The organism is Rahnella bonaserana, from assembly GCF_019049675.1.
GTDB classification, from domain to species: Bacteria; Pseudomonadota; Gammaproteobacteria; order Enterobacterales; family Enterobacteriaceae; genus Rahnella; species Rahnella bonaserana.
Genome location: NZ_JAFMOW010000063.1, coordinates 186,897 through 201,538, shown reverse-complemented (window position 1 = coordinate 201,538; position 14,642 = coordinate 186,897). Strand labels below are relative to the sequence as shown.

Here is a 14,642-nt window from a genome sequence, read left to right as displayed (position 1 = left end):
CTGTTGTTGCATTAGATAAAGGAATATTTTGTGATTCGTTACATTCAGGCATCAAAGCATATTCCTGCATTTATAGCGGGAGTCTTCAGTGTTGTGGTCACTAATGCATTTTGTGAAGACGTGACCGCTAAGCGCGTTTCTTCTGAAAACAATACTGAATCTTCGAATATTGTTAAAGAAAAAAAATCAGTAAAGTTCAATAATGGATTTATGGTCGGAAATCTTGCCGGTATGGATCTCTCTGCATTTGATAATGAAACTGTAACACAGCCAGGAAATTATCAGGTAGATGTCAAAATCAATGAGAGATCTATTGGCACGAAAAAAGTTAAATATGTCGCAGTCGAAGGAACACGTGATGTTCAGCCCTGTTTAACCAGAGAGTATGTTTATCAATTTGATATTGATACGGCAAAGCTGCCATCGGGGTGGGATCAGGATGAATGTATTTTATTGAGTAAGCTCATTCCGGCAGCGTCATTTAACTATGATTCTGATGAAGAAACACTGTTATTTGCAATACCACAAGTAAGCTTACTCAATAATCCGGAAGGCTATGTTAATCCGGAGCTTTGGGATAACGGTGTACCTTCTTTAGCGGTAAATTATTCGCTTAGTGCCACTAACATGCGAAGCAACGACCATACCTCCGATGATTATTATTACGGAAATGCAATATCTTCATTAAAACTTGGGGCATGGCGTTTCTACACTTACGACAGTGTCACCAAAGACAGTACGTCTACTCAATGGGATCATATTTCGTCGTATGTACAGCGAGCTATTGCGCCGCTCCAGGCAGAGATGAAAGCCGGGGATATCAACACCAGTGGCGAACTGTTTAATACCGTTTCACTGCGCGGTATCACTCTGGAATCCGATGAGCGTATGCTCCCTGATTCTCTCAGAGGATATGCGCCGGTTATTCGTGGCGTTGCCGATACTAATGCGAAAATAACGATCAGGCAAAATGGTAATGTGCTTAAGGAACTGACGGTTCCACCGGGTGAGTTTGAAGTTAAGGATCTTTATGCAACGGGCTATGGCGGGGATCTTGAGGTCACTATCACCGAGGCGACAGGTCAGATTCGTACCTTTATTACCCCTTATTCCAGCGTGCCGATGTTATTACGTCCGGGGCAGTCGAGGTTTTCCACCACGGTGGGTGAAGTGCGTAATGACTCGTTACGTGACAAACCCCTGGTTCTGGAAGGAACTTACCAGTATGGCGTGACTAACCCGTTAACTGCCTATACAGGTTTTCAGACTACGGATAATAACGAGTATTCAGCGTTAATGGTGGGGGCGGCTGTCAATACACCAATAGGTGCTTTGGGTGCGGATATTACCCGGTCATTTACTTCTTTCGAGAAGGAGGACGAGGAGTCATGCGATCGCTTCTGTGATATGAGTCTGAAACTCAGCCTGGCAAAATTCTTTAATGAAACCGGGACGAATCTCAGCCTTGCGGGCTATCGTTATTCAAGTAAGGATTATTATTCTCTTAGTGATGCCCTGCTGACTGCGCAGGCATTAGAGGAAGATGAGGGTAAATATTTACCTGTCAACTATCGCGATAAAGTTGAAATAAATATCAGTCAGAATCTTACCGATGGCTGGGGGAACGTTTATCTTTCCGGATATTATGGCCGCGCATGGGATTCAAAGACTGAAAAAAATAATGCCAGCAGTTATCAGTTTGGTTATTCCAATTCATGGCAGTCAATGAGTTATAACATCAACTTCAGCAAAACTATCGATGAAGATGGCAATACTGATGATGCGATATATCTCAGCATGTCAGTGCCCTTCGGCACATTGCATTCTAAAGTGCCTAAGTTGAATGCATCAGTAAGTTACAGCGATCAGGACTCCAGTATCAGAACTGCGCTGAACGGTACTGCCGGTGAATATAACCAGATGTCGTATGGGGGCTGGGTGAATTATGTGCAAGATCACCAGACAAATGCGGGTATTAATCTGGGGTACAGCGGCAGCGCAATGCAAGGCAATGTGGGTTATAGCCAGACCGAAACTTCATTCATGACCACCATGAATGCCAGCGGTGGTGTGGTTTTACATGAGGGAGGCGTCAACTACAGTTCTGCGTTAAGTGACACCTTCGGTATTGTTGAGGCAAAAGGGGCGACAGGTTCACATGTTTACCCAGATATGACCTCCCAGGTATCTGAAAATGGTTATGCCATTATCTCCTCACTGAATCCGTATCAATATAACGATGTTTATCTTGATACAAAAGGAGCAGAGGCAGATGTGGAAGTTGAAGATACTAAAGCAAGCCTGGTTCCAACAGCCGGAGCCTCAGTAAAACTGGATTTCAAAACCAAAAACAACGTGACCAGATTCCTGGTAGTGAAAGATAAAGAAGGCAGCGTTATCCCTTATGGGGCAATGATAAAAGACAGTAATAAAAATGTTCTCGGAATTGTCGGTCAGGGAGGAAGGGCAATGATCGCTCAACCTGAAGATAATGTTGACCAAAATCTGTTGGTGACCTGGTCTAAAAAAGAGGGTGCTCATACCTGTCTCATTAAATATGTTCCTGATGAAAAGGAAGTCGCCGAAAAAACAGTTGGGATCGCCACGCTTAATAAAGTGTGCCAGTAACACACCCCCATCATTTATTTCATAACGTACAGGAGGGTGCATAATGAAGTTAATAATAACTTTAGCTATGCTTGGTTTATTATCGTGGGTAATGCCGGTGTCCGTGGCATTGGCGGCGAATGACTGCACTATTACGCAGGGTAAGGCTATTAATGTTTCCGTTAATATCCCCACTCTGAGGCCTGCTAAAAGAGGCACTGTCGGGACTGTATTGGGAAAAGGGGAAATTAATACCCCTGCTATCAGTTACAACTGCGGTAATTTAATCCGTAATACCTGGCGCTCTAAGTTTACCCGGGCGGAATCGACTCTGCAGGCACTGAACGATGTATATAACACGAATATCCCGGGGCTGGGCATCAGATTAAGCTGGCCTTCTTCAAGGAATATGTTTTTCCCCAATGCGGCAGAATGCATCAGTTCCTGTACCGAACCTGCTGATAAGGTTGTTTTAGAGTTTGTACAAACTGGCGTCATCAGTAGCGGAATCATTCCGGCAGGTAAAATTGGCGAAGTGAATTTAGAGGCGGATTCCAATCCTGGTACTCCGGTAAACCTGGTGACCATTAGCCTGGGAACGCCGGTGAATATCGAACCTAAATCTTGTGCCATTTTAACCCCGATTCAAAACGTTGAACTGGGTACGTATTCTTTGGCAGATTTTCAGAGCAGGGCCGTCAGGCGTGGCGCAAAGGTTCCTTTCAACATAACACTCGATTGTCCGCAGCAAACTTCTCTGGAATTTAGTTTTTCCGGCGAACACCCCGTGGGTACCGTCGTGGGTTACATAGCGAATTGCGACACCAGCGGTTGTGCAAAAGAGGTGGGGGTCAAGTTGTTAGACAACTCGGGTAATAAAGGGATCAATACCCAGGGCACCTACAGCACGGCAGTAATACTTAACGGTAAGCAGTCTTACTTGTACTACGCAAATATAGAACCTAAAACGACGGGTACGGCAGTGGGTGCCGGTAAAATAGATACCTCAGTAGTTTTTAATATTCGCATGAACTAGTTATTCACTCTTATAAAACATCAGGAAATAAATCATGTATAGGACATACAAATATTTGGGGGCTGGATTACTGGTTTTATCTTTTTCCGGTCAGTCAGCGATGCTTGCACCCATGAATTCCAATCGTGAGCTTGACCAACTGGAACGTCGTCAGACTCAAATGAATATTCAACAGGAGAAAGACCGCGAGGCTGAAGTATTAAAGGCCGGAAAAAGTTCGGAACAATTACCAGATAGCCTTGCCAAGGCGGGACCAGGTTATAAATTTGATATTAATGATATTGTTGTGCTGGGCGATGAGGAGTTTAATGATTCCCCGACACGTCAGAAAATCATCGATGTCTATAAACATACTAAAATGGGTCAGTATGAAATTATTAAGCTCATTAGTGAGCTGACTAATTTCTATGTTGGTAAAGGTTATACTACTACCACAGTAACTATTCAAGAGAGCAGTCTTAAGAGTGGCATTCTGACCCTTAAAGTATTGTGGGGGAAAATTGATGGTGTCACAGTTGACGGCAAGGCCCCGGATTTTAGAGAATCCACACGACTGTTCAGTGCTATGCCATTTGCATCAGGTAAAGTATTAAATATGTCTGATGTTGATCAGGGGCTCGACAACCTCCTGCGGGTTTCAAACAGTGACAAGCTTATTATTGTTCCTTCTGATAAAAGCGGTTACTCGAAAATAGATTTACAGAATATGGATGTTAACTTGTTTTCCGGCAGCCTGGGCACAAATAACTCCGGTACTGAAAAAGACGGCTGGGCACAATATTCCGCCAGCCTCAGTGCAAATAATTTAGCTGGGTTTAACGATGTCCTGAATTATTATACTTCTTTTAATGACCTGAATAATAATAATGATAACCAAAAATCCTGGTCATTAGGCTACAGCGTGCCTCTTGGCTATTGGGCTTTTGATGCTCAATATTATCATTCAAGTTATGACAAAACGATTGGCGGCGATTTTGGCGGCTATGGTTCTGACGGTACTTCTGATCGCATGTCGCTTAAAGTGAGCCGGATGCTGTTCCGTGATGCGAAAGGTAAAACCAGTGCTTACGCTAAAGTTGAAAGTAGCGACAGCACCAATAATGTTGAAAGCTCGCAAATTGATGTCAGCAGCAAGCGTTTTTCTAACGTGACGGTAGGCCTGACCCGGGTGGGTACGTTATTTGATGGTTCACTGTATGCTGATCTGAGCACGACTTTCGGTGTGCCGTGGTTTGGCGCTGCCTGGAAAAACGATCCTGATTTAACCGGCTTTGATGTTGATGCTGTGAAATATAATGGCCTGCTCAGCTGGTCTAAATCACTTCTTCAGCTCGGTCGTGTGGGTATGGAATATGAACTGGGTTCTGGTTTCCAGTACACAGACGATATTTTAGTCAGTGATGATAATATGAGTGTAGGTGATGAGTACACGGTGCGCGGATATAAAGATAGCTATATGTCTGTAAACAGTGCTGCTTACCTTTCAAATACTTTTAAATTCCCAATTAGCATTTACAAATTCGGTATTAACCAAATCGCACCTTTCATTGGTTATGACCTGGCAGTTGTAAAAGATAATTGTTCCCAGGATGTTTCTCTGTGTCATGCGGAATATATGACCGGTGCAGCTATAGGTCTGAAGTTTAATGCCAGCCATTTTAACAGCGCATTGACGTATAGCCGCCCATTAACAGAACCAACATCCTTAAGAAACACAGGGATGTCAGAAGAAGCGATTTACTACAACGCTTCTATTTCATTCTAATTAAGATCTCTAGTTAATTAATCATCAGACAGAGGATGTTATGACTAATCGCAATCATCAAAATCACTCCAAAAAAGTGATCAAACTTAAGCCGTTGTATCTGGCTATGGCCAGTATTTTTTCCTCATTCGCCGATGCGGGTGCAATTATTCCTGATAACCGGGAACATAATGCACCAACAATGAATCAAAGCGCCAATGGTACGCCGGTTATCAATATTGTTGATCCGAATGCCAGTGGTGTTTCGCATAATAAATTTTCTGAATTCAACGTTGATCAGCAAGGCGTTGTATTCAATAACAGCATGACCGATGGCGCCAGTCAAATCGGCGGCTTTGTCATTAAAAATAACCAGCTGACCCATGAGTCTAAAGCAATTATTTCTGAAGTTACCGGCACGAAAGGCACTCAGATTAATGGTGCTATGGAAGTGTTCGGCCAGAAAGCCGATGTCATTATTGCTAACCAAAACGGGATTTCCGTTAATGGTGTCTCAACCGTCAATGCTAATAATCTGACATTAACGACGGGTAAAATTAATGCACAAGCGGATGGTCGTATTCAGCTGAGTGTAGAAAAAGGCACGGTAAATGTTCAGGGGAAAGGGATCTCAACTGAAGGCCTGGGCTACTTCGATATTATCAGTCGTTCTGCGGTTCTTGAAGGTGAAATTGCAGGCCAGGCGGATATTAAAGTGGTTACCGGTCTGAATGAATACGATATTCAGTCCCGTACGCACACTGTGCGTGATGCGAATGCCAGCGATCGTCCTGAAGTCTCCATTGACGGCAGTGCTTTAGGTTCCATGTACGGTAACCGTATACAACTTATCAGTACTGAGAGTGGTGCCGGGGTTCGCCATGAAGGCAGCGTTGTCGGTAAAAACGGCATTGAAATTTCTGCGAATGGCGATCTGCGTTTAAGTGGTTTAAAGAGCGAGCAAGGCGGCGTGACGCTCGCAGGTAATAATATCAGCGTACAGAAAAATTCTGCGGGTCAGGGCGGGATTATTAGCCAGTTGGATCTGGTTATTAATGCATTGGGTCATATTGATTTAGGCGCTGATGCGGTTTCACAACAGGGCCGGATCCTTATTGATGCCAGTTCAATGCTTCAGAATGCAGCCACATTAATGGCGGAAAATGGTCAGGCGGCGGCTGTTAACGTGCCGTCCATCCAGATTAATATCGCTAATGAATATCAGATTGTTGGCTCGCTTTACGCCGTCGATCAATCTGGACAGCAGATTTCTGATGCTGTTATCTCCCTGGAAAATGGAGATTATGTTGTACGCAGAAACGGTCAGGTTATTGATGCCGGGGTTGCTTCCAACGCACAGGTTGTCAGCGCCAGTGGTGACATCGCCCTTAATGCTAAATCGGCCAAAAATAACAATGGCGGCATATTCGCTCAGAAAGGTGCATTGGTATTAAATATTGATGAAGCCTTTGAGAATAATGGCATGCTCAATGCGTCAGGTAAACTGTCCATTAATACCCGCGCATTTAAAAATAAAGGCATTATTTTTACTGACAGCCAATTAATCAACGCAAATTCTTTCGAAAATGCGGGCGGCTTGTATGCTCAGAACAAGATTGATGTCACGAGTGACTCACTGATTAACAGTGGCAAAATGAGCTCGACTGGCAGCGATATTCAACTGAATGTTAATGGCGAAACTGCGCGTAACAGCGGCAATATTTCTGCGAAAAATGTCACCATTAACCAGAAGAATCAGGCTAATAAAAGCGCTGCCTTTATAAATGAAGGACGAATTGATTCTGAAGAAAAATTACACATTAATTCTGATTCAGTCTCTAACAGCGGTACCCTTATTGCCGGCACAGCTGTAGAACTGGCTTTAACCAAAGAGTTAAAGAATACCGGTTCCGCCGCTGAAATCATTGCCGAACAGGATTTACTCATCTACAGCAATCTGACGGATAATGCGCTGTCCGTCTTTAATGAAAGCGGATGGGTACAAGGTAATAACCTGCATTTATCTGACATCGATACTTACAGCAATACTGCCGGTGCAACGTTGATTGCCAATGAAAGTATCGAACTCTCAAACATCAATAATATCTTTAACGATGATTCGTTGATTAAAGCAGACTCAGTATTATTAAGCCATATCCAAAATCTGAGTAATACACAGAATTCTATTATTGAAGGTACCAACAATTTAGTAATCAGTGATATTAATAAACTGATCAATGACAAATCAACCCTTCAGTCTGATGGTGATATGTCAATCAGTAATATCGACGAAATGAATAATATCAACGGTCTGATCAGTTCCGGCGGTACCCTGGATATCCGTCAGGTTGAACATTTCCTGAATACTGCAGTGGCGACTATTCAGGCATCGACCGCATTACTGATCAATTCTGTGACATCTCTGGAAAACAGCGACGGCTCTATCATATTGTCACAAGATGTGATGAATATGGATGCAGTTAAAAATATTCTCAATGATGAGACGAGTCAGGTCATCAGTGAAACAGAGCTGACTATTTCAAATGCAGATCTTATCGATAATGCCGGGGTTATTCAGTCAAACAGTAATTTATCGATCAAAGATGTCAATACTTTACTGAACTCAGGTGAAACTTCCCTGATTGCAGCGCTTGATAATCTGACCATTGAAAACATTGCGACTCTGTCGAACACAGAAAAAGCAATAATCTCCTCTGGTCTGGAATTGGTGCTCAACTCTATTGAAACCCTGATCAATAATGCTGCCCTCATCCAGTCAGAAGACGGTATGACGGTGAATGCGGCCAACCTGACTAACCTGGGGGGTAATATACAGAGCTATGGTAATATTGCGTTAAATATTACTCATGTGCTTGAGAATTTATCTGTGGCCGGTGTGGATATATACGGCAATCCGGTAAGTTCTGGCGGGAATTTGCTTGCTGACGGCACGCTTGATATTCATGCTGAAACCCTGGTTAACCAGAGTGAAATCAATGCAACGAATATCCTTATTGATGCCAAAGATGTCATTAACACCGGCGGTAATATTGAAGGGTATGAGACCGCTGCCCTTAAAATAGCCAATGAATTCGTCAACAAAGACGGTTCAGTTCGCGGTAATGACCGCATGTCTTTGGATTTAGACAAAGACTTTGTATTTGATGAGAATGCCGGGAGTCTGATGACTCTGGAAGAATTATCCATTCATTCTGATGGTAATATTTCTATTCGAGATTCTCTCGAAAGTATGGGCGATATTATTCTCGATGCCGACAAAGATATTACCAACTATTCCTCCATCGTAAGTAATCAGAATATTACTCTGGACGGTAAAAATATTATCAATGCCTTTAATGCTGACACAGTAGACAGTGACGGTAATCCGGTCCCTGCGATGAGTAGCCTGATCTGGGCATTTGGTGACGTCAAAATTGATGCTCGCGACGGCACGTTCCATAACCAAAAATATGGCAACGTTCTGAGCGTGGGCGACATGAGTATTATCGCCAAAGAAATTATCAATGATGCCGGTATTATTCGCTCCGAAGGCGATATGGCGCTGGATGCAAGAAGCATTAAAAACCTGAGTGAATACAGCGGTGGCGACTGGAAAACCGGGCCTATTCAGGAAGGGAAGGGCAAAACTACGGGGTGGGAGCACGCAGCAACCTACGATGCCTGGACCGTGTGGACTTATCTTCCTACGTTATCTTCAGATATCACTTTACTGACAAAAGCTGAAATCTCATCTGCCGGTAAGATGGATATCAATCAGAAGGGTATTTATGAAAATACAGAAAGCAACCGTGTAGAAGTACTCAATGAAGGCGGCATTATTCAGTCTGTTGGCGATATGACTATCACCGGGAATCTGACCAATGCGCCTAAATACACAAAAGCATCATTATATGAATATCTTACCGAGCCGCTGGCAACCCCAATAAAAGTCGAATATTACTGGACAGTGCTCATTGATCATCAGGACACGGCTACTTTCAACACTGTTTATACCTTCCTTGACTGGATGTTCGGTGATGGTCGGCCAAGTTCTAAGGATGGGGATGAATTCTCAAAATCACATTTCCTGGACTCATTACGTTTAGCGGCGGCAGGTACTGATGAATCTTCTCCACAGCTTAACACCGTCATGACCATGATATTTGGTGAGAGCTGGCTGACGAAAAGTCTGGATACGTTAAGAGACGAATGGGTTAATCTGGGGAAATCCTCGGATAATACTGATATTGGCACCGATGGTGCCCTGAAAGAAAAAGGTTTCTATTTCCTGCCTAATGACAAGGGCAGCATCGTCACCATGGGCGACTTCAATCATAATGGTGGTGAGCTAAATAACGGTATTGGCGACTTTACTATAGAAACGGGCAATTCAAGCTCAGTGAATGTTGAGAAAGTTGGCGATCAGGAAATTGCCCCGATTGGTGGCAGTACGGAAGTTCTGATTAATATCAAGGACATTGAAGAATACCGCGCAGGTATTTCTCCAATGAGTACCATTGAGGCCATGAGTAAGTTGCCTGCCATGTTCCCTTATTCTCCGGAATGGAACCAGCGCAACACGGGCGAGCCGAACCTCAAGGACGGGCCAACCAATACTGTCACACCTGTTTTCGAAACACGTTTTGAAATGATCGACCAGAGCCAATATTTTGGTTCTGACTATTTCTTTGAACAAGTCGGTTATGTTCCTGACGAACCTGTCTATGTCATTGGTGACAACTATTATATTTCTGAACTGATCCGTCGCCAGGTCAACGACTCTGTCGGCACCTACTTCGCAGTACGCGATGGTGTTGATGGCGTGGACATGGTTCAGATGTTAATGGACAACGCGAATGAAGTGGTTAAAAACGGTGTTCAGGTAGAAGGGGCGCCAGCTAATTCGGCGAGTCAAACACCTGATACTGATAACCTGCCAGGCCAAACACTGGATTCGGGTAATACCACTCATACAGAAAATCTTGGTCTGGTGGTGGGTGAGCCATTGACTGAAGAGCAACGCAGTAAACTGGACAAAGACATTGTCTGGTTTGTTAACCAAACGATTGATGGTGAGCAGGTATTAGTGCCGTTTGTCTATCTGGCTAACACGACCATTGAAGCGATGTCGACCGGTGCCAAAGAATCCAGCGGTTCTGCCGTCATTCATGCTAAAGAGGACGTCAATATCGATGCCTCTTCTGTGAATAACAAAAACGCCCTTATTTCTGCAGGTAATAACGCGAACATTACCGCCGAAGGCGATATTAACAACAGCAGCAAAGGCGCCAGTGGCGGCATTGTGGCTAAAAAAGATGTAAGCCTGGTCAGCACTGAAGGTTCCATTAAGAGCGATGGTGCCTACGTTAAAGCCGGTAATGATATCAATATGGCGGCAGAAAACGGCAGCATTGTAATGACCGCCAGCGTCGGCCGTGATGAAGAAGGTAAACAGCAAGTTCATACTTATGACGATGCTGTTTCCGCCGGTGGCAACATCACAATGAAAGCCAAGGACATTACGTCTAATGCGGCAATTATCGAAGCCGGTAATGATGTCAATATGACATCAACTGAAGGCGATATTACCTTCAACGAAATGCATGAAATTTCAGCTGAATACACAAACGAGATGGATGGGAAGGGGGCGTTAAACTATACCCATACTGAAACCGAGACGACAACCGCAACGGCTATTGAAGGTAAGGTCACCGCGGGCGGCAATTTAAATATTGACTCCGCTAAAGACGTGGTGATGAAAGGGGGTGAGTACAGCGGCACTTCCGGCAGCATCAAAGCGGCCGGTGAAGTCGATATGCAGGCCACTCAGGATTATGAACATTCTGAATCTGTGGTTGAATCCCGTGAATTTACGCTGACCGGCAATGCCAATGCCATGGGGTATAGCGCCTCTGCCGAATACAGCGGACTTGATGGTATGAGTAGCAACACCACGGCGGGTGACTACGAATTCGATTATGGTTCAGAATTTGGCGGTAAGGGCTCAAAAAATCCGGGTAAAGCTGCGGTAGCGCCTGCTGCTACAAGTTTTATAGGCTTCCGTACCTCAACGGATACCTCGACTTCAGACAGCGTAACGAATCAGAACGCTTCCTTTAATTTCAGCAAGGATCTTAATATTGAAGCGAAAACTGTCGATATTGGCGGCGCTGACATTAAGACGGGCAACGAGCTTAATATCACGGCTGATGAGCTTAAAACCACCAAATACGTCGACACTGTTGATGAAACCTTCACGCATGAAGGGCTCTCCGTCGGCTTAACGGCGAGTGCTGCGAGCGTGTTCCTGGATGTTGCCGATAAGAATGCTGGCATGGTTGTCAAGGCTGCAAATAACCCTGATGTCGGTTTTGATGCACTGACTACCGCCGCTCAGGTTGCGGGTGATGTGACCAACTTAATCTTCAACGATTTTGGTTCTTACAGCCATACATGGGGAGTGGATTACAATAAATCTTCAGGCTCCTCAAGTTCGACCAGTGAAAACATCACACATGTCGATGCCGGTAAAGTCAATATTAAAACCAAAGGCGATACCACGCTGAATGGTGTTGATATGAAAGCGAAGGATGTTGTTATTGATGCTGGCGGCGATGTGAATATGCGCGCGGCTGAACAAACCACCTCTTACACCGAGGATGGGATGAATGTCAGCGTGGGTGTGACTCTGGGTGGGGCTGTTGACCGCGATTCTGCAGGGGTCGGACTCTCGCTGGATGCTTCTGGCGGTAATAACCACAAGGATGATAGTTCCAAAAGTTATACAAACACCACAGTGGTTGCTGACAATGTGTCAATTAAAAGCGGAAACGACGTTAATTTAGTTGGCGCAGATGTGACGGCGAAAACTGCGGATGTCAAAGCGGCGGGTGATCTGAATATCGTTTCCGTACAAGACACAGTCGATAACGACGCATCAAGCTGGCATGCCGGTGTTTCAGTGGGTGCCGCAGTCACATCGCAGACAGGATCAATCCCTATTCCTACTGCATCGGCTAGTGGTGGCGGGGGATCTGATTACCTTGACAGCGCAACCACCGCGAAACAGTCCGGAATCCATACCAGCGGTGAGCTGAACGTGGAAACGGGCGGTGACCTGAATATGACCGGTGGTCAGCTAATCTCTGATGATCATACCGGTAATGTTGATGTGGCAGGCAACATTAATGTGCAGGATCTGGTTGATACTGTTGAACAGGATGGTGCGTATGGCGGTGGCGGTGGCGGTGTAACCAAAACCGGTCCAAGTGTTAACATTTATACACAAACTACCGACGAAATTCATTATCAGGAAAACCAGCACTCAACGATTGATGTTGCCAATACAACGGCTTCTAAGATCAATGGTGATCTCAATACTGATGGCACCAAAACTTCTGACATCGTCAAAGATGAGAAAGAGTGGGGCAGTGATATTTCTGCCACAGTGAGTTATTCGAAGAAGAAAAAAAGTAAGGATGGTAAGGCTGTCGACGGAAATAGCCCAAATACCACTGATGGTGGGGCAACGCCGAGACCAGATGGTATGACACCGAAGCCAGATCCGAAGCCAGCGCCGAAGCCAGAACCGACTCCGGAGCCGACGCCAACGCCAACGCCAGAACCGACACCGGCGCCATCGCCGAAGCCAGAACCAACACCGAAACCGGATGACGGCGTGAAACCGGATGACGGCGCGAAACCGGATGACGGCGTGAAACCGGATGACGGCGCGAAACCGGATGACGGCGTGAAACCGGATGACGGCGCGAAACCGGATGACGGCGTGAAACCGGATGACGGCGCGAAACCGGATGACGGCGCGAAACCGGATGACGGCGCGAAACCGGATGACGGCACGAAACCGGATGACGGCACGAAACCGGATGACGGCACGAAACCGGATGACGGCACGAAACCGGATGACGGCACGAAACCGGATGACGGCACGAAACCGGATGACGGTACAAAACCGGATGACGGCACGAAACCAGATGACGGTACAAAACCGGATGACGGCACGAAACCAGTGGACGGTGATGATGGCAAAACGCCAGAAAAACCACGTCCAAGCGAATACAACGGTAAGAAGTGGGCCAAAGTTGAAACACCAAAACGTGTGGTAACAACGCCAGGATCTGCTACTGGTAACACAACCTGGATCGAACCACCGAGAACCGGTCCGGGTAAAGATGGCACACAGTATCAGGGTGTGCCAAGAAGTGGTGCGGTTAAAACGCGCGATACTGCGCCGAAAACACCGGCTGCGGACGGCAAAAAGGTCGATCCAAGTAAGTATGATGGTAAAAAATATCCGGTTGTGCAGCCTGCCAAACCAGTGGTGCTGACGCCGGGGTCAAATACCAATAACATCACGCCGAATGATACGCCGCGCGATGGGAACAAGAACAACGGGACGGAGTATGAAGGTATGCCCGTTCGTAAAGAAGTGAAGCTACCTGACAGCTCCGCTAACTGGAAGCCACTGATGCCAGAACATGTTATGGCTTCCGCGCATACTTATCAGGAGACAGAGTGGTCTGAGAGTAATACCCCAATCAACCAGCGGGGTACTAAGAACGCGTAACTGATAAAACTGTAATCTCCATTAGCCCTAAAATGCGCCTCACTTGAGGCGCATTTTTTTTACCTGTTTGTCTGGCAGTCCGGCAAATTTTTTGATTAAGGTTGTGGGTGAAAAAGGATCGGGGGAAGAGAGATGAAAACGAAGAGATGTAATGACGAGAGAAAAGAGAAGGCACTGCCGGAAAAGGAGTGCCTTTAATGTTATCTGAGGTAATGAATCACCTGGTTGCTGCTGCCGCGCCAGATAAGTGCAGGGTCTTTCAGTTCCTGCACGAATTTACCGTCGACCAGCACGTTGATTAACGCCACGACTTCCTGCTGTTCAGCACTCAGTTCCCCGAGCGTATAACCCGTCCACATCCACACATCTTTGCCCGGACATTCCGCCTGCACGCGCAATAACAACTGGCGCACCGCAGAAAGATTTTGCGGATGCAGCGGGTCGCCACCGGACAGCGTTAAACCCTGACGCGGGATCACTGTGCTTTGCAGATCGGCGATAATGCGGTCTTCATCTTCCTGCGTAAACGGTTTACCAGAATCCAGCCGCCAGGTGCTTTTGTTATAGCATCCGCGGCATTCGTGGACGCAGCCGGAAACGAACAGCACGCAGCGTGTTCCCGGCCCGTTGACCACGTCGATCGGATAATATTGATGGAATCTCAAAAC

5 protein-coding genes are annotated in these 14,642 nt (G+C 45.7%); 4 read left to right on the top strand and 1 reads right to left on the bottom strand.

All coding sequences use genetic code 11. The features are described 5' to 3' along the window. Positions 1 to 30: 30 nt before the first annotated feature. From J1778_RS13455 to J1778_RS24730, 4 genes are read left to right on the top strand one after another with little or no spacing between them, the layout of a single operon-like run. On the top strand, positions 31 to 2,628 hold the full coding sequence (locus J1778_RS13455) for a fimbria/pilus outer membrane usher protein (protein ID WP_217173601.1): 2,598 nt from the start codon (positions 31 to 33) through the stop codon (positions 2,626 to 2,628). Between the two features lie 43 nt (positions 2,629 to 2,671). Further along, positions 2,672 to 3,643 carry a fimbrial protein gene (locus tag J1778_RS13450; RefSeq protein ID WP_217173600.1) on the top strand — a complete coding sequence of 324 codons (972 nt, stop codon included), beginning with the start codon at positions 2,672 to 2,674 and terminating at the stop codon, positions 3,641 to 3,643. A gap of 34 nt (positions 3,644 to 3,677) precedes the next feature. Next, entirely contained in the window at positions 3,678 to 5,408 is a 1,731-nt protein-coding gene (locus J1778_RS13445; RefSeq protein WP_217173599.1) for a ShlB/FhaC/HecB family hemolysin secretion/activation protein, read from the top strand. A 40-nt stretch (positions 5,409 to 5,448) separates the two neighbouring features. Then, positions 5,449 to 13,974: a two-partner secretion domain-containing protein gene (locus J1778_RS24730; protein WP_217173598.1), complete on the top strand. Its 8,526-nt coding sequence runs from the start codon at positions 5,449 to 5,451 to the stop codon at positions 13,972 to 13,974. Positions 13,975 to 14,174: 200 nt separating this feature from the next. On the opposite strand, the gene nrdG is transcribed toward J1778_RS24730, so the two are convergent. Next, on the bottom strand, positions 14,175 to 14,639 hold the full coding sequence (gene nrdG, locus J1778_RS13435) for an anaerobic ribonucleoside-triphosphate reductase-activating protein (protein WP_217173597.1): 465 nt from the start codon (positions 14,637 to 14,639) through the stop codon (positions 14,175 to 14,177). Positions 14,640 to 14,642 lie beyond the last annotated feature (3 nt).